At 57.2% G+C, this 17,492-nt stretch carries 14 protein-coding genes; 9 read left to right on the forward strand and 5 right to left on the reverse strand.

Annotation, left to right across the window (positions count from 1 at the left end; translation table 11 throughout):
• The first annotated feature begins 81 nt into the window (after positions 1–81).
• Positions 82–1,782, forward strand: a complete 1,701-nt coding sequence (locus CPY64_RS04650; RefSeq protein WP_042487618.1) for a SulP family inorganic anion transporter — start codon at positions 82–84, stop codon at positions 1,780–1,782.
• A gap of 87 nt (positions 1,783–1,869) precedes the next feature.
• Here CPY64_RS04650 and CPY64_RS04655 read toward each other — a convergent pair whose 3' ends face one another.
• From CPY64_RS04655 to glpK, 4 genes are all read right to left on the reverse strand, one after another.
• Entirely contained in the window at positions 1,870–2,979 is a 1,110-nt protein-coding gene (locus CPY64_RS04655; RefSeq protein WP_052363009.1) for a formylglycine-generating enzyme family protein, read from the reverse strand.
• Entirely contained in the window at positions 2,966–4,687 is a 1,722-nt protein-coding gene (locus CPY64_RS04660) for an arylsulfatase (protein ID WP_193216155.1), read from the reverse strand. The genes CPY64_RS04655 and CPY64_RS04660 overlap by 14 nt, the downstream gene beginning before the upstream one ends.
• A gap of 504 nt (positions 4,688–5,191) precedes the next feature.
• Entirely contained in the window at positions 5,192–5,644 is a 453-nt protein-coding gene (locus CPY64_RS04665) for a TM2 domain-containing protein (RefSeq protein ID WP_042487615.1), read from the reverse strand.
• A 27-nt stretch (positions 5,645–5,671) separates the two neighbouring features.
• Complete coding sequence (glpK, locus tag CPY64_RS04670) at positions 5,672–7,165, reverse strand: glycerol kinase GlpK (protein WP_042487612.1); 1,494 nt, start codon at positions 7,163–7,165, stop codon at positions 5,672–5,674.
• A 200-nt stretch (positions 7,166–7,365) separates the two neighbouring features.
• On the opposite strand from glpK, the gene CPY64_RS04675 reads away from it, so the two are divergent.
• On the forward strand, positions 7,366–8,964 hold the full coding sequence (locus CPY64_RS04675) for a glycerol-3-phosphate dehydrogenase/oxidase (protein ID WP_042487609.1): 1,599 nt from the start codon (positions 7,366–7,368) through the stop codon (positions 8,962–8,964).
• 29 nt (positions 8,965–8,993) lie between these two features.
• Here CPY64_RS04675 and CPY64_RS04680 read toward each other — a convergent pair whose 3' ends face one another.
• Positions 8,994–9,491 (reverse strand): C40 family peptidase, encoded by a 498-nt coding sequence (locus tag CPY64_RS04680; RefSeq protein ID WP_042487606.1) that lies wholly within the window; start codon positions 9,489–9,491, stop codon positions 8,994–8,996.
• A 435-nt stretch (positions 9,492–9,926) separates the two neighbouring features.
• Between CPY64_RS04680 and flhD the strand changes: the two genes are divergently transcribed.
• The 7 genes from flhD (at position 9,927) to CPY64_RS04715 (ending at position 17,490) form a co-directional block, all read left to right on the forward strand.
• Complete coding sequence (gene flhD, locus CPY64_RS04685; protein ID WP_042487603.1) at positions 9,927–10,253, forward strand: flagellar transcriptional regulator FlhD; 327 nt, start codon at positions 9,927–9,929, stop codon at positions 10,251–10,253.
• 31 nt (positions 10,254–10,284) lie between these two features.
• A complete protein-coding gene (gene flhC, locus CPY64_RS04690) occupies positions 10,285–10,935 on the forward strand; it encodes a flagellar transcriptional regulator FlhC (protein ID WP_042487598.1) in 651 nt (216 codons plus the stop codon).
• A gap of 191 nt (positions 10,936–11,126) precedes the next feature.
• The gene (gene motA, locus CPY64_RS04695) at positions 11,127–12,002 is read left to right on the forward strand and encodes a flagellar motor stator protein MotA (protein WP_009455183.1); all 876 of its coding nucleotides are present in this window, start codon (positions 11,127–11,129) and stop codon (positions 12,000–12,002) included.
• Between the two features lie 12 nt (positions 12,003–12,014).
• Positions 12,015–12,953 carry a flagellar motor protein MotB gene (gene motB / locus CPY64_RS04700; protein ID WP_026484569.1) on the forward strand — a complete coding sequence of 313 codons (939 nt, stop codon included), beginning with the start codon at positions 12,015–12,017 and terminating at the stop codon, positions 12,951–12,953.
• 66 nt (positions 12,954–13,019) lie between these two features.
• Positions 13,020–15,110, forward strand: coding sequence for a chemotaxis protein CheA (cheA, locus tag CPY64_RS04705; RefSeq protein WP_042487595.1), 2,091 nt, complete (start codon positions 13,020–13,022; stop codon positions 15,108–15,110).
• Positions 15,111–15,126: 16 nt separating this feature from the next.
• Entirely contained in the window at positions 15,127–15,627 is a 501-nt protein-coding gene (locus CPY64_RS04710; RefSeq protein ID WP_009455177.1) for a chemotaxis protein CheW, read from the forward strand.
• 126 nt (positions 15,628–15,753) lie between these two features.
• Positions 15,754–17,490 (forward strand): methyl-accepting chemotaxis protein, encoded by a 1,737-nt coding sequence (locus CPY64_RS04715; protein WP_042487592.1) that lies wholly within the window; start codon positions 15,754–15,756, stop codon positions 17,488–17,490.
• Positions 17,491–17,492 lie beyond the last annotated feature (2 nt).

The following is a 17,492-nucleotide window of genomic DNA, read 5'->3' on the forward strand; positions in this document are numbered from 1 at the left end:
TATCATTAAGGCTTCATTTGAGTTTGGGCCCTGCTTGTTTCTCATCTGTGTCGAGCAGGCTGGGCATGACAAGGACGCGCGATGATTGCACTGCTGGAAGCGGGTCGAGCCGGGCTCCTGGGGCGAAAACATTGGCTAAACAACCTGCTGGCCGGTCTGGTAGTAGGGGTGGTGGCGTTGCCGCTGGCCATGGCTTTTGCCATTGCATCCGGAGTCAAGCCCGAGCAGGGTTTGTATACCGCCATTATTGCCGGTTTGGCGGTTTCTTTATTTGGTGGCAGCCGGGTTCAGATAGCTGGGCCCACAGGCGCTTTTATTGTTATCTTGTCCGGGGTGGTCGCCCAGCATGGCGTGGCCGGCCTGCAAATTGCCACCTTGATGGCCGGGGTCATTTTGCTGCTGCTGGGCCTGTTGCGCCTGGGGGCGGTGATCCGCTTTATTCCTGATCCGGTCATTGTCGGATTCACTGCTGGTATTGGTGTGATTATCTGGGTGGGCCAGTGGCGGGATTTTTTTGGTCTTCCCGTCGTAGAGGGCCAGCACTTTCACGAGAAGCTCTGGTTCTTGCTGCAGAACCTGCCGTCCTTGGATTGGGCCACCACGCTGCTGGGGATGTTATCTCTGGCCATCCTGATCATTGTGCCCAAGATTCCAAGCCTGGCGCGTTTGCCTGGCCCTTTGGTGGCCTTGGTGATTATCACGCTTATCCAGGCGATTTTCCGTTTTGAGTCGGTGGCCACTATCGGTTCCAGCTTCGGCGCCTTGCCTAGCGGCTTGCCGTCTTTTCAATGGCCAGACATTACCCTGACCCGTGTGGTGGAGCTGATCGGGCCTGCTTTTGCCATTGCCATGCTGGGCGCTATCGAGTCCTTGTTGTCCGCCGTGGTGGCGGACTCCATGACAGGTTCGCGTCACGACTCCAATCAGGAACTGGTGGGACAGGGCATTGCCAACGTGCTCTCGCCCTTGTTTGGCGGGATTGCGGCTACCGGGGCCATTGCCCGTACGGCCACCAATATCCGAAATGGTGGTGACAGCCCCATTGCCGGCATCGTGCATGTGATTTTCCTGGTACTGGTCTTGCTGCTTTTAGCTCCGCTGGCTGCCTATATTCCACTGACAGTGCTGGCAGCCATTCTGTTCATGGTGGCCTGGAATATGAGTCAGGCCAAGCTGGTGGTCCGTTTGCAGCGTCGCATGCCCCCGGCTGACTTGTTCATTTTGTGGGTGACGTTTGCGCTGACGGTCTTCGCGGATCTGGTCGTGGCCGTCAATATCGGGGTGATTCTGGCCATGTTGTATGTGCTCAAGCGCACCTCGGATGGGGTGCAGGTGCGTGCGCTGGAAGGCCGTCGTTTGCAGCGGGCACTGGATTTGTCTTTCAGCCAGGAGCTGCGCCAGGATATCTCGGTGCTTACCCTGGAAGGGCCATACTTCTTTGCCAGTGTGGAGGCGGTGAATCGCTCCTTGCTGACGGTGCCCGAGCCGGTTCGGGCAGTGGTTCTGCGTCTGAATTACGTGCCTTTTGTGGACGCGACAGCCATGCAGGCCCTGGAAACCGCCTTGACGGAGCTGGAGCAGCGCAATGTCATGGTGGCCGTTTGCGAAGCCAACGAAAAAGTGACCCGTAAGTTGATACGCATGGGCCTGTTCAAGCAGATCCACGGACATCGCGTGTTTGATAGTTTGCAGAATGCGTGGGAAAGCGTCAGTGAAACGCTGGACCACCGGGCGGGTGTTCAGAAAGAAGAGGCTACGCCTGAGGCGGGAGTGCCAACTTAGCGGAGCAGTGTGTTGCCTGCCTGTCCGGGTAGGACCTTGAATGGAATAATCCCCTCGTGCACAACGAGGGGATTGTCTTTCCTGACTCTACTTTCGCTCCTCATTTAGCACGGTACGAAAGCCCACATGCTGGGTGGACATGGTGGTTTCCTGTGGCTGTCGTGAGGCTGGGCGATAGCGTACGCAGAAGTTGGCTGCGCATAGAAAAGAGCCACCCTTGATGACGCCCATTGCCGGGTTTCCGTTGGCATCCCTTGCCGCGGCGATAAGAGGTTCGGGTGTCAGGGGCCGATGCTGAGGCTGCCATGCACTGCGTGTCCATTCCCAGACATTGCCGACCGAATCCCACAGCTCATAGTTATTGGCCGGGAAGCAGCCCACGGGGGCGGTGCCTTCGTAGCCATCACGCAGCAGGTTCTTGGCGGGGAAATTACCTTGCCAGGTGTTGGCCATCAAGCGGCCACGTACTTCAGGCGTATTACCCCAAGGGTAGGTGGCAGCTTCCAGCCCGCCACGCGCTGCAAATTCCCATTGCTCCTCCGTAGGCAAATCGCGTCCTAACCAGCGGGCGTAGGCCAGCGCATCTTCGTAAGCAATATGGACGACCGGATGATTGTCCCGGCCATTCAGATTGGTATCGGGGCCACCGGGATGGCGCCAGTTGGCACCCGGTACCCATACCCACCAGTTGTAGTTGCCAGGAGGGGCATGCTGTTCATGTCCTTCGTGCTGATCGTGATCATGCGTCGCTGCCGGTGGCGTAAAGACGGCGGATCCGGGCTGACGATACTGCTCGGGAACCTGAACATTCGGTGGAAATTCCGGCACTCGTTCAGCCTGGGTGACATAGCCTGTGGCCGCCACAAATTGCGCGAATTGGGCATTGGTCACTTCGTGCTGATCTATCTGAAAGGCCTGGACTTCTACGGGGTGCACCGGCTTTTCTTCTGGGTAGCCCTCGTCGGACCCCATCAGAAAACGCCCGCTGGGGATGGGGACCAAACCGGCCTGGTTGGCCACTCCCTTCTGGGCTGGGCCAAAGCCTGCCGGTATGCCGCTATATGCCTGGCAATCGTGCGCCGGAACCGGGGGAGGGAGGGAGTCGGAGCCTTTTGCTGCGGCGGGCAGCGGGGCTGCTGCCAGCAGCCCGCATACCGTCAGCAGTGCCTTGGCTCGGGAGAGCTTAAAGGACTTCATCCAGATCCTTGTAGTAGTTCAGGCTGTTGCTGTAGCCAGGGCGCGAAGCCAGACCTTCAAAGTCTTCCACCCCGTTGCGCTTGGCATATTGCTCGTACTCGGCAATCAGCTCTTTCAGCTTCTCGGGATGTTTTTCCGACAGATCATTCAGCTCGGAACGGTCTTCAGCCAGATTGAACAACTCCCAGCGGTCTTTGCCCCAAGGAGCATTGGCGTAGACGATTTTCCAGTCGCCCAAACGCATGGCCCGGCGGCCATTCAGCTCCCAGCCTTGGCGGAAGGTTTCGTGTACCTGATCGCTGCGGCCTGTCAGCACATCCACCATGGAGTTGCCTTGCATGGGGATGACCTGGCGGCCACGATATTCGCCTTTGGGCTGTTCGATCTGCGCCAGGGCCAGAATGGTGGGGGCGATGTCGGTTACGTGGGCCGGGGCACGCACGAACTCGCCCTGACGTTTGCCACCGGGTACGCGCATGATGCTGGGCACCGAGATACCGCCTTCATACATAAAGGCCTTGTACAGATTGAAGGGCGTGGAGCCAACTTGAGCCCAGCCTGGACCGTATTCGACAAAGGAGCCGGGGCGGCCCGTGTTTTCGTAACTGTTGTCGCGATGCTTGTGCGCCCAGGCACGGGTTTCGCCTTCATCCAGCACCGTGTTGCCGTCGGCACCGTTGTCAGACATGAAGATGACGACGGTGTTGTCGTATTGGCCGCTTTGTTTCAGGTGCTCGATCACGCGGCCGATTTGTGCGTCCATGGATTCCACCATGGCGGCGTAGACAGCCATACGCTTGCTTTCGACGCGTTGCTGTTCTGGGCTCAGCTCTTTCCAGCGTGGCCAGGCAGGATTGTCCACATAGCCTTGCATGTCCTGGGGCACCAGACCCAGCTTTTTCATGCGTTCCAGACGCTCTTCACGCAACACGTCATAGCCTGCGTCGTAGCGGCCTTCATATTTGCGTATGTATTCCTCGGGGGCGTGCAAAGGCCAATGCGGCGCGGTAAAGGCCAGGTAGGCGAAGAAAGGCTGATCCTTGCGTGTGTCTGCGTCTATGTAGGACATCAGGCGCGAGGCAAAAAACTCGCTGGAGTAGAAGTCCTTGGGCAACTGCACCTCCTTGCCGTTTTCACGGTACAGGGCAACTGGTGCTTTATTGGCGTCAAATGTGATGATGCCGCTTTGGTCAAAGTGGCTGGCGCCACCGTGCATCAAGGCGTAAGACTGGTCGAAGCCACGATTGGGCGGGGCAACTTCCTCTTTCACGCCCAAATGCCACTTGCCAGCCATATAAGTACGGTAGCCATGGTCTTGCAGGACCAAGGGAAAGGGCAGGGCCTGGTCGCTCAGAAAGCCTTCGTAGCCCGGCAGGGCGCGCTGCTGGGGCGTCATCAGTTCGGCCATGCCACCAAAGCCCACCTGGTGGTTGTCCGCGCCGGACATCAGCATGGCGCGGGTCGGGGAACAGAAGGGGGATGCGTAAAAGTCAGTCAGGGCTACGCCTTCTTTGACCAGGGCATCCAGGTTGGGGGTGGAAATTTCCCCGCCAAATGCGCCAATGTCTGAATATCCCAGATCATCGGCCACGATCAGCAAAATATTGGGGCGTTGTGTCTCTGTGGCTGCGTGGCTGCTTAGCGTGCAGGCGGCCAAAGCCAGGCCCAGCAAGCTGCGCAGTAAATAGCTATTTTTAGTGCGTCGCATTTTCTTGTGTCTCAATCTAGTTATGTTTGTAGTGGCCCTCATCGTCTGTCGGGCCTCCGATGCAAGTCGGAGATGTGTCTCTACTTAAAGCCGTGGACGCGAGTGCCATAGGGCGTATTGATGGGTTTTGTACGTAAAACCATCGGGTAACGGATGTGTAGACAGAGCCAGCAACAATGCCTCACACTTTTGATCTGAGCCGCCGCTGCCAGTCTTTTAGAGGCTGGCGTGTCTCCCCCAATTCGATTGAACACGAAGCCGCTTGGGGATTTCCAAGACTAAAAAGGTTTGCTTGCATACCTGGAAGGCATGGTGGCTAATATAAGCATTGGAAATCAAGGAACTAGGCTTGCAAGCGGCATGGGCAGTGGTTTTCCCTGATAAGTCCACAAAACGCTCTGAATGGAGCCTGTTTATTTGACGTAGCCAGGCTTCTGGCATGCGTGAAGGGGGTAGCCATAAAAAAAGCCCCAGCAAGTGGGGCTTTGGTGAGCAGTCTGGAAATCAACGGGCCAGCTTGAATTCGTCGTCACCCATAAAGGCGTAACGCAGGGCGTCGATCAGGGCCAGGAAGTAGGCCAGGGGCGACCAGATGGCAAACAGCACCAGGAATAACAAGCCCATGCCGATCTGCCCCAGGTAAAAGCGGTGCACGCCCAGCCAGCCCAGGAAAATCGCCAGCACAATCGCGATCTTGCGGTGGCTGTTGGGCTTGGACATTTCATCTTTCTTGTTCTTGGAAATCCAGATCACCAGCGGGACGGTAATGATCAAGGCAATCAGTGCTTTGCCCCAATGCACGGTCAGGTATCGCTGGACTTCCTGCATCAATTCGATGAAGTCATGGAACAGGAATCCCAGGTACGAGGAAATGTAGTGGAAAATGGCCTCGCCAAAGGTCAGGCCCAACATCACGATCAGGAAGATGGCAATGCCCAGAATGATTTTTTGCAGCATGGTGTTTCCGTCAAAAAAACAGCAAGTTCAATAAGTGCGTGCCTGACGCACGGCTTGTTCCCAACTGAGCATCAGGTTCTGGGCTTCATCGCGCGACATGGCGGGCTCAAACACCCGGTCACATTGCCACAGCGCCGCAATTTCCGGCAAACCTGAATACAGACCGCTGCCCAGGCCTGCCAGATAGGCGGCGCCCAGCGCGGTCGTCTCAATAGTAACGGGACGCACGACGGGCAGGCCCAACAAGTCTGCCTGAAATTGCATCAGAAGATTATTGGCGCAGGCTCCGCCGTCCACACGCAGCTCGTGCAAGGCTGGGCCGCCGTTGGCCTGCACATCCCGATTCATGGCTTGCAGCACGGCGGCGCTTTGGTAGGCAATGCTGTCCAGAGCGGCGCGGGCAATGTGGGCCATGGTGGAGGCACGTGTCAGGCCGGTAATGGTGCCGCGGGCCTGGGCGTCCCAATAGGGCGCTCCCAGGCCGGTGAAGGCGGGCACCAGACGCACGCCTTGAGCATCTGGCACGCTGCGGGCCAGCTCTTCGACTTGAGCGCTGTGTTCCAGCGCGCCCAGACCATCGCGCAGCCATTGGACAACGGCTCCGCCAATAAAGACACTGCCTTCCAGTGCGTAGGCAGGCGTGTCGCCGTGATGGGCGGCGCTGGTCGCGATCAGGCCATTATGGGATTGTGGAACCTGCGAGCCACAGTGCATCAACAGGAAGCAGCCTGTGCCATAGGTATTCTTGGCCATGCCGGGCGTGGTGCAGGCTTGGCCGAACAGGGCGCTTTGTTGGTCGCCCGCCACACCGCAAATAGGGATGGGGCTGCCCAGAATCTCGGGGCTGCAATGGCCAAACTCAGAGGCGGAGCTTTGTACCTGGGGCAAGACGCTGGCCGGGATGTTGAACAGGGCCAGCAACTCCTCGTCCCATTGCTGGCTATGAATGTTGTAGAGCAGGGTGCGCGAGGCATTGCTGACATCGGTGGCATGGACTTTGCCGCCACTTAAGTGCCAGATCAGCCAGCTATCAATTGTGCCGAAAGCCAGTTCGCCGCGCTGAGCCCGCTCACGGGCGCCGGGTATGGAGTCCAGCAGCCAGCGCAACTTGGAGGCTGAAAAGTAGGCATCAATGGGCAGGCCGGTCTTGCCAGTTATGGTGGCTTCGTGCCCCTGCTCGCGCAGTTGGGCGCAGAAGTCTTCGGCGCGCCTATCCTGCCAGACGATGGCCTTGTGCAGGGCTTGTCCGGTTTGCCGGTCCCACAGCACTGTGGTTTCGCGTTGATTGGTGATGCCAATCGCGTGTATATCCTGAGGACGCAGTCCGGCCTGCTCAATCGCTTGTCGGGCAGTCCGAAACTGTGTGTCCAGAATTTCCTGAGGATCGTGTTCTACCCAGTCGGTGCGCGGATAGTATTGCTGGGTTTCCTGCTGCGCCTTGGCCAGAATGCGGCCGTCTGCTGCCACAACAAGGCTGCGCGAGCTGGAGGTTCCCTGATCAAGAGCAAGTATGAAGGTCATGCGAAAGAGGCTGTAAAAGCGGAGCAGACCACAGTGTACTGGCTCTGTGCGGCCTGTGGCCGGTCACAGACGGCGTGTTGATACGCGAGCAAACAAGTTTCACTGGACGGTAAAAGTTCAGGGGCTAAAATCAGGGTAAATCCCGAGCCAGTCAGTACTTTTTTCGGGAGTCTGCTAATTTCAGGTCCAACGCTCATCTTATGACTACATTAAGTTCCCCCCTATTGACCGACAGAGCCCAGATGCTGGGCGCTTTGGCGCGCACCACGCAGGTGGATATGGTCGTGGTGGGGGGTGGCGCAACCGGCCTGGGTGTGGCGTTGGATGCGGCCTTGCGTGGCTTGAGTGTGGTGGTGCTGGAGGCCTGGGACTTTGCCAAAGGCACGTCCTCGCGGGCGACCAAGCTGGTGCACGGTGGGGTGCGATACCTGGCCCAGGGAAATGTCAGCCTGGTGCGCGAGGCCTTGCGCGAACGCATGCATTTGCTGAGCAATGCGCCCCATCTGGCGCAGCGTCTGCCTTTTGTCATGCCCAGCTACAAGTGCTGGGAAACCCCATTTTATGGGGTGGGCCTGATGGCTTACGACGGTCTGGCCGGGCGGGAAGGGCTGGGCCATACCCAATTCCTGAGTGCCTCCAAGATCCGGCAGCTTCTGCCCGGTGCTCGTCAACGTGGTTTGAAGGGCGGCGTGAAGTACTGGGATGGCCAGTTTGACGATGCCCGTCTGGCTTTGGCGCTGGCGCGTACGGCAGCCTTGAATGGCGCTTTGCTGGTCAATTACTGTCCGGTAATGGAAGTGATGCATCGCGACGGCAAAGTCTCCGGAGTGCGCTGTCAGGACAAGGAAAGTGGGCAAAGCTACGAGATTCATAGCAAGTGCGTAGTCAATGCCACCGGTGTCTGGGTAGACCAGGTCCGGCAAATGGATGCACAGGAAGCCGGGCGTGAATTGCGCCCTATGGTCTCGCCCAGTCAGGGTGTGCATCTGGTCGTCGATCAGGAGTTCCTGCCGGGTGAACATGCCTTGCTGGTGCCGCGTACCAAGGATGGCCGGGTGTTGTTTGCCGTCCCCTGGTTGGGCAAGCTGATTCTGGGGACAACCGATACGCCCCGCGACGATATTCCATTGGAACCACGTCCTTTGGCTCAGGAAGTGGATTTCATTCTGAAAGAGTCCGCCAACTATCTGCAAAAAGCCCCAACCGTTCAGGATGTGCGCAGCATCTGGGTGGGCTTGCGCCCTCTGGTGCGTCCGGCTGCTGAGTCAGCTGCGGGGCAAACGCAGTCCATCAGCCGGGAGCACAGTATTACGGTCAGCGCCAATGGCTTGCTGACGGTAACGGGCGGCAAGTGGACAACCTACCGCGCCATGGCCGAGGACGTGCTGGAGCGCTGCCAGCAGTCCGGTTTGCTGGGGCCATTGCCTGCCTGTCGGACACAGGAACAACGCTTGGTGGGAGCCTCTTATGTGGGCGACCGCCGTTCTCTGGGCCGTACCGCTGGCCTGGATGCTTATGGCAGCGAAGCTGACTGGGTACAGACCTTGCCAGGTGCCGATCAAGAGCTGGCTCCGGGTCTGAGCGCCGCCATGGTGCGCTTTGCCTGCCGTTTCGAATACGCCCGTACGGTGGAGGATATGCTGGCCCGCCGTTCGCGTCTGCTGTTTCTGGATGCACGTCTGGCACAGTCAATTGCGCCGGTTGTTGCGGCGATCATGCAGGAAGAAACAGGGCGTTCGCCCGAGCTGGACGCTTTTCTGGATTTGGCCGAGCAATACGCCACAGTACCTGTGCAGTAAAACAAACCCGACGCAGGCTGGCCACCGCATCAATCAAAGAAAGTGCGAGCTGTTTCAAAGCGTTTGGCGAAATAGGGATTATCCAGGGAATCAATTCGTACGCGGCCACCGCTGGAGGGCGCATTGATGAATTGTTGCTTGCCTATATAGATACCCACATGCGAGTTGGGCGCGCCCAGTGTATTGAAAAACACCAGGTCGCCGGGGCGCAGCTGTGAGCGACTGACTCGACGGGAGGCGCTGGCCTGGTCGCTGGTCCGGCGCGGAACAGGGGAGCTGGATTCCTGGTTGAACACATACTGCACCAGCCCGCTGCAATCAAAGCCGGTGGACGGTTCGCGGCCGCCATAACGGTAGGGGGTGTCCAGCAGGCTCAGGGCGGACAGAACCACGGCGGAGCGTCGATGCTCATCAACACCGATGGCCTGGGCTGTGGGCGGACGGGAAGACGGGGTATGCGCGCAGGCAGCCAGGAGCAGTGCCAGGCCAAGAGTAAGCAGACGTTGCGTAAAAGCAGCAGGAACCATGGGCTGTTACAAAACGGATATGGGGGCAGGGAGGAAAGCGCGTACCAGAAGAATATCCGATATTTCGTCGTTTTCTAGGCAGGGTCTGAGAGAGTTGGCGAAATATTCATTAATTAATGGCCAATGTATGCAACAAAACATAATTTCGATACAAACGCTTTGATCTTCGTCATGTTACATCTCGTTTATATCTACAACATTAAGTGAGCATCTGATAATATTCTGCTGTGTCTTGATGCATTTATTGCATATTTTCAACGTTTTTCATGTTTTTAATACATTCATGGACAAAATGTGTCGATAACGTTGATAATGTAAAAATATGTTCACGCAATAGTTTGCAAGGCATGATACATATTTATGTAACTTTATATATTTTAAATGTATTTTGTTACAAGAAACTAGCTGATTAACAGTTTTACAAGGATGGCTGACATGCCCGTATCGGAAAATTCGCTGCTGAATGATATTCAGGAAGTCAATTTGTCGTACTTGTTACTTGCGCAGCGTCTGCTGCGAGAGAATTTTGCGGCAGGTATGTTCCGTTTGGGCTTCGATAACGATGTGGCAGAGACCTTGTTGCGTCTGTCACCGGCCCAACTGGTCAAGCTGGCCAGCTCCAGCTCGTTGATTTGCGGTTTTCGTTTCAACGATTACGACCTGCTCACCACCTTGACGCAGAATGTGCTGGGAGGGGTGTTGCAGCAGGCTCACTCCACCATTTTGCTGTCCCAACGCGCGACGGCGGAACAGGCTGGTTAAACCGGCTTCCGAACTTATTACATCAAGAACTATGGCTATAAAAAGCGTCGCCAAAGAAGCTCAGGAAATTGGGCTTGCTTCCGACATGATTGAGCTGGGGGCGCGCTTGCAGGTTCTGCAAGCAGAAACATCACTAAGTTACGACCGGCTGGCCCGTTTGTACCGCGAAGTCAAAGGCTGCTCGCCACCCAAAGGCATGCTGCCTTTCTCGGTGGACTGGTTCATGACCTGGTTGCCCAATATTCACTCCAGCCTGTTCTACAGCATTTACCAGTTCATGACGGTGCACACGCCTTGCGACAAAAGCCGTGCGCTGGTGGAAGCCTATCGTCTGTACCTGGAGCAGTCCTCGGCCGGACGTCTGGAAGTGGGGCCGGACGAAGAGCCCGTACTGAGCTTTACCCGTGCCTGGATGCTGCTACGCTTTTTTGATAGCGGTTTGTTGCAGCTGTCCCAGTGCGAACGCTGCAAAGGTGGCTTTGTGGCCCATGCGCACGATCCTGAATCAGGCTTTATTTGTGCCATTTGTCGTCCGCCACCGCGAGCAGGCAAGACGCGTGCCAGCAAGGCGCGCAGCACACCCAAATCTCCCGCCAGCAAAAGCCGAAAGTCAGAGTCGGCCAGGGAGCCGCAAGCCAGGGCGCCAGGGCACGTTACCGCTCAGGTAGACGTGCCCGTTTAACAAGAGCTTTTGTCGTCAGTGTGCAGCAAAGCCGGATAGATGCTGGTTTTTGATGTGGATCTGATAAGAATCTGAACGTGTCAAGGCAACTGGAAGCGTCGATCTAGGCTGGAAAAAGGCCGTTAACGCGTCGTTTTAGCCCGGTTGCTTGCCGCCATCATTAGCAGCGTGTATTTGAAGAAGGCGTATCCGTGCTTATTATCCTTGGATATATCATTGTTTTCGTCTCCGTTTTCGGGAGCTTTGTGGGGCTGGGCGGGCATTTAGGGGCTTTATACCAGCCTTTTGAATTACTGCTGATTGGTGGCGCGGCCCTGGGGGCCTATTTTGCGTCCAACAGCGGCAAGTCCATTAAGCTGCTGGCCAAAGCCTTGCCGATTGCCTTTCGCAGCAGTCCCTACAACAAGCAGTTGTACATGCAGTTGATGGGCATGCTGTCCGTGCTGCTGAACAAGGCACGCCGCGACGGCATGATGTCCATCGAAGCCGACATCGAGAACCCCGAACAAAGTCCTATCTTTGCCGACTACCCCAATGTGGTGAAAGATCCGGCCCTGATGAACTTTGTATCCGACTACCTGCGTTTGATGATCAGCGGCAATATGAGCTCGTTTGAAATCGAAACGCTGATGGACCAGGATATCGAGACCCACCAGCACGAACGCAACGTGCCGGCGCGCGCCTTGCGCGAGGTGTCTGACGCCTTGCCCGCTTTCGGGATTGTGGCGGCGGTGCTGGGTGTGGTGAAGGCACTGGCCTCCGTAGACCAGCCGCCTGCCGTGCTGGCTGATCTGATCTCCAAGGCCATGGTCGGTACCTTTCTGGGTATTTTGCTGGCCTATGGTTTTGTGGCTCCTTTGGCGGCGACCATCGAGCGTCGTACCTCGGATTCGGTCAAGGTGCTCGAGTGCATCAAGGTCACCTTGCTGGCCAATCTGAATGGCTACCCGCCCCAGCTAGCCGTGGAGTTTGGCCGTAAAGTGCTGTTTTCCTCCGATCGCCCTTCGTTCCAGGAACTGGAAGAGCATGTACGTCAGGCCCGCTCGGGTGCTGGTCGCAAAGCCTAAGCGGATGCGCTCATGAGCAATCATAAAGATCGCGTGGTCATCCGTCGCAAGAAGACGGCCCATGCCGAGCATCATGGTGGTAGCTGGAAAATTGCCTACGCTGACTTCATGACGGCGATGATGGCTTTTTTCCTGGTGATGTGGATTCTTTCCCTGGTTCCCAAGCAGGACTTGAAGGAAATTGCCGACTACTTTCGCATGCCCTTGATGGATGCCGTTTCTGGCGGCTATCAGGCGGATTATTCGCGCAGCGTCATTCCCGGTGGCCAGCCCAGCCTGGTTCCCAATCCCCACCCCGGCACGAACAACAGCCAGGCGGCCGACGATCGCCAGGATGTGGAGCGCCTGGAAGATTTGAAATCGGCCCTGGAAGAGCTGATCCGCATTGACCCCGTCCTGCAAGAGTTCCGTCCGCAATTGTTGCTGGATATGACCCAGGATGGTTTGCGCATTCAGATTATTGATCGTCAAAGCCGCCCCATGTTCTCCACCGGCAGCGCGCAGGTGCAGATTTACATGCGAGCCATTTTGCGTTCGCTCAGCGCTCCCCTGAACGAGATGCCGAATCGGATTCTGATCTCCGGACATACCGATTCACTGCAATACGCCAGTGGCGAGCGCCTGTACAGTAACTGGGAGCTGTCTGCCGACCGAGCCAACGCGGCCCGACAGGAGCTGGTGGCCGGTGGCCTGGCCGAGGCCAAAGTCAAGCAGGTCGTGGGTTTGGCCGATAGTGTAAGCCTGGTTAAAGATAACCCCGCGGCAGCCGTAAATCGACGTATCAGCCTGCTCGTGCTCAATAGCCGGGCGGAACGACGCATGGACGAGCAAGCCGCAAGCGGTTCGGAAGAATTTGATTTGCGCGAAGCCATGCAGGAGACCGAGGGGCCAATCAGTATTCATATTCCTGGTCTGCCTGAAATGCCTTCTGCCTTGCCAGTAGTGCCTTGAGGCCTGGGTGTTTGGGCTGTGCTTTTTGTTTTGTTGTTCTAAGCCATAACCAAGAAGGAAGTGTTCATGAGCTCCGGCGTGGATCTGAGTCAGTTTTACGAAACCTTTTTCGATGAAGCCGATGAGTTGCTGGCGGACATGGAGCGCTTGCTGCTGGAGCTGGATCTGGACGAGCCTGACCGCGATCAGCTCAATGCCATCTTTCGGGCCGCACACTCGATCAAGGGCGGCGCAGGCACGTTTGGTTGCTTCGGTCAGTTGGCTGAAACCACACACTTACTCGAAAATCTGCTCGATCTGGTCCGTAATGGCGAGATGCAATTGCGCAAGGACATGATTGACCTCTTTCTGGAAACCAAGGACGTGCTAACCGGACAAGTCAATGCCTACCGCGAGGAACAGGAGCCCGACGAGGAAGCCTACACCCGCATCTGCGCGCAACTGAGGCAATTGGCCCTGGAACAAAAGGGCATTCTGGCAACCGACACGAAAGGAACCGAAGCGATCCTGCAAGCCGAACCGGAACCCGAGCCGGAACCGGCTGCCAACACGGATGGCTTGCCACTGTGGGTGTCCATGGGGCCGGTGTCGGATAAGGATGCCGAGGCGCTGCAACAAGAAATGGAGTTGATGGGCACCATCGTCCATCAAACTCGCGAAGGTAATCGCCTGGATATCTGGGTGGAAACCACGGGTTCGGCTGACGATATTCTGGCCGTGTGCTGCTTTATTCTGAATGCCGATCAGGTGTCGGTAGAACCGGCCGCAGCCCCAGGGCAAGCGGCGGCTCCAGCCGCTGCCGCAGCAGCCTCGGCCTCAGTTCCCGCCGCAGTGGCTGCCGAGCCTGCAGCCCCCGTCGCTGCTCCGGCTCCCGCAACGGCCCCTGTTGCCGCTGAACCAGAAAAAACCGAAGCGCCTGCGCCTGCTGCCGCTCCCAAAGCCGCCGACAAACCGGCCAAGGCCGCCGCTCCCAAAGAGTCCGGCACGATCCGTGTGGGCGTGGAGAAAGTCGACCAGATCATCAATCTGGTGGGCGAGCTGGTCATTACACAAGCCATGCTGGTGCAAACGGCCTCGACACTGGACCCTGTGGTACACGATCGCTTGCTGAACGGCATTGAGCAGCTGGAGCGCAATGCGCGCGACCTGCAAGAGTCCGTAATGTCCATCCGCATGATGCCGATGGATTACGTGTTCAGCCGCTTCCCGCGTGTGGTGCGTGAAAGCGCCGCGCGCATGAACAAGAAGATTCGTCTGGTCACCAAAGGGCAGGCCACCGAACTGGACAAGAGCCTGATCGAACGCATTATTGATCCGCTCACTCACCTGGTGCGCAACAGTATCGACCACGGCATTGAAATGCCCGAGGATCGTCTGGCAGCGGGCAAGGAAGAAGAGGGTGTGCTGACCTTGTCGGCCCAGCATCAGGGTGGCCACATCATTATTGAAGTGGTGGATGATGGTGCCGGCCTGAACCGCGAACGTATTCTGAAGAAAGCCATGTCCTCGGGCCTGCCGGTGACCGAGAGCATGCCGGACGACGAAGTTTGGCAGTTGATCTTTGCCCCCGGCTTTTCCACCGCCGACAAGGTTACGGAAATTTCCGGGCGCGGTGTGGGCATGGACGTGGTGCGACGCAATATTCAAAGCATGGGCGGCCACGTGCAGCTGTACTCGCGTGCGGGCAAGGGAACAACCACCCGTATTGTTCTGCCGCTGACGCTGGCGATTCTGGACGGCATGTCGGTCCAGGTGGGCAATGAGGTGTTCATCCTGCCGCTGGCTCACGTAACCGAATCCATGCAGCCTACTGAAGAGCAGTTGCGCAGCGTAACCGATACCGATCACGTCATGTTTGTGCGTGGCGAGTATCTGCCCCTGATTTCCCTGCGTGACATCTTCTCGGTTGAAGGGGCCGAGACCGATGTGACTCGCGCGATTGCCGTTATCTTGCAGGCCGAAGACATGCGCTTTGCCTTGCTGGTCGATCACCTGATCGGTCAGCATCAAGTCGTGGTCAAGAACCTGGAAGCCAACTATAGAAAAATTCCGGGTATTTCCGCTGCCACCATTTTGGGCGATGGCAGCGTAGCCCTGATTGTTGATGTTTTTGCCTTGCAACGTCTGGCGCGGGACCCCGCCTCGACGTGGGCCTGATTATTCGGAGATCTTTATGTCCAACGACTTTACTTCCCACTCCGAAGCTGCCGAGGCTGGCGGCAAGGAGTATCTGGTATTTACTCTGGGCGACCAGGAATACGGCATCGATATTCTGAAAGTTCAGGAGATCCGAGGCTACGACTCCCAGACCGTAACGCGTATTGCCAACGTGCCCAACTTCATCAAGGGTGTCACCAATCTGCGCGGTGTGATTGTGCCTATCGCCGACTTGCGGGTGCGCTTCAACATGGAGCGGGTGGAGTATGACCACCAGACCGTGGTGGTGATTCTGAATCTGCACGACCGCGTAGTGGGTGTGGTGGTGGATGGTGTATCGGACGTGCTGGTTTTGCAGTCGTCCCAGATCAGTGCCGCCCCCAGCTTTGGCACCGCTTTCTCGACCGAGTACCTGACCGGGATCGGCACGCTGGGTGAACGCATGCTGATTTTGGTGGATATTGAAAAATTGATGACCAGTGAAGAGATGGCGCTGGTCGATAGCGCAGTGGCCTGATCGCCGAGTCTGCAAAGACTTGCAAAGCGGGGACTTGTTTAACGGGTCCTTCAAGGATTGTTCGGGTCGGGGGAGGCGTCATAAGCGCCTCTGATGTTCGGATCTACTCTAGACAAGGTGCTTGCAATGCTGGATGGATTACGTTTGGCCAATCTGAAGGTGCGGACCAGTCTGATTCTGGTACTGGTGTTTTTTTTAGCAATGCTGGTGGCCGGTGCTGCATTGGGGATCTTGTCCCTGCGTGCCAATAATGGTGCGCTGCAAAGCATCGTGGTCAATCAGCGTGTAGGCTCGGCCATGTATCAGGCCATCGAGAGCTACAAAGAGACTCAAACCCTGATTGGGCGAGCGGCCATCAGCTATGTGGTCAGCAACGATCTGCAAAACCAGGACCTGATGGCCGAGTGGAGCGATGTGGCTCCCAAAACGTCGGCCATCAGCTCGGCCACGCGTGATGCGCTGGATGCCACGCGCAAGCAGTTTGAGCAAGCCCAGGAAGCCTTCTTTGAATATCAGGGCGTGGCGACACAGCTGGAAGGCACGAACGACTACTACCAGCGCGTGGATGCCGCATTCATGTCCTTGATGCAGGGTGGCGTGCTGCCCTTGATTGCTTACCTGGAGCAGGGCGATATCGCTGGTTTCCGCAGCTACGTGGCCACGACCACCAAGTTTTTGGAAGAAGATCTGTACAGCGCCTTGAGTACCTTGCAACAGGCTCAGCAGCGCTCTATTGATACCCAATACCAGAAAGAAAATGACCAGTACAACATGGTGATCCGTCTGGTGGGGCTGGCCATGGTGTTCTGTCTGTTGATCTCGCTGGCCGTCTATGTGTTCTTGAATCGCATGGTGTTGCGTCCCTTGCGTCAGGCCGGTGCGCACTTTGATCGCATCGCCAGCGGGGATTTGACCCAACGCGTGGAAGTGAAGTCCACCAATGAAATTGGGGTGCTGTATGACGCGGTGCGCCGCATGCAAAGCAGTCTGCAGTCCATGGTGCAGACCGTGCGTCAGGGCGTGGAAGAAATCACTTTTGGTTCGCATGAAATCTATGTGGGCAATACGGATTTGAGCAGTCGTACGGAAGAGCAGGCCGCCTCCTTGCAGCAAACTGCGGCCAGCATGGAACAGTTGGCCAGCACAGTGCGTCAGAACTCGGACAATGCCCAGCAAGCGGACCAGGTTGCCAAGAGTGCCTCCGAAGTGGCGCTGCGTGGCGGGCAGGCAGTTTCCACCGTGGTGCAGACCATGGAAGATTTGTCGGCCAGTTCGGGGCAGATTGCCCAGATCGTGAACGTGATTGATGGCATTGCTTTCCAGACCAATATTCTGGCCTTGAACGCGGCGGTGGAAGCAGCCCGCGCAGGTGAGCAGGGCAAGGGCTTTGCAGTGGTGGCCGGTGAAGTACGAAGCCTGGCCCAGCGCAGTGCGCAGGCGGCCCGCGAGATCAAGGGCTTGATTGAACAGTCGCTGGCTAAAGTCAAGGAAGGCACGCGTCAGGTGGATGAGGCGGGCAAGGTGGTCATGGAAGTGGTCAGCTCGGTACAGAGCGTGACCACCATCATGGCGGAAATTTCGTCGGCCTCGAACGAGCAGTCCGAAGGAATTGAGCAGGTGAACCGGGCGGTTGCACAAATGGATGTGGTTGTGCAGCAAAACGCAGCCCTGGTCGAACAGGCAACCGCGGCAGCGGGCTCCTTGCAGGATCAGGCCACTCGTTTGTCCGACGCGGTGTCGGCGTTCAAAGTGAGCGCACACGACATCATTGATGATCCGTTTGAAGCGCCCGAGCCGGAACGATTACGTTCTACCGAGCGTCTGTCTACGGGGCCTTTTAGCGGGACCTTGGCCAGCCTGTAGTT

The organism is Alcaligenes faecalis, assembly GCF_002443155.1.
In the GTDB taxonomy this organism is placed as follows: domain Bacteria; phylum Pseudomonadota; class Gammaproteobacteria; order Burkholderiales; family Burkholderiaceae_B; genus Alcaligenes; species Alcaligenes faecalis.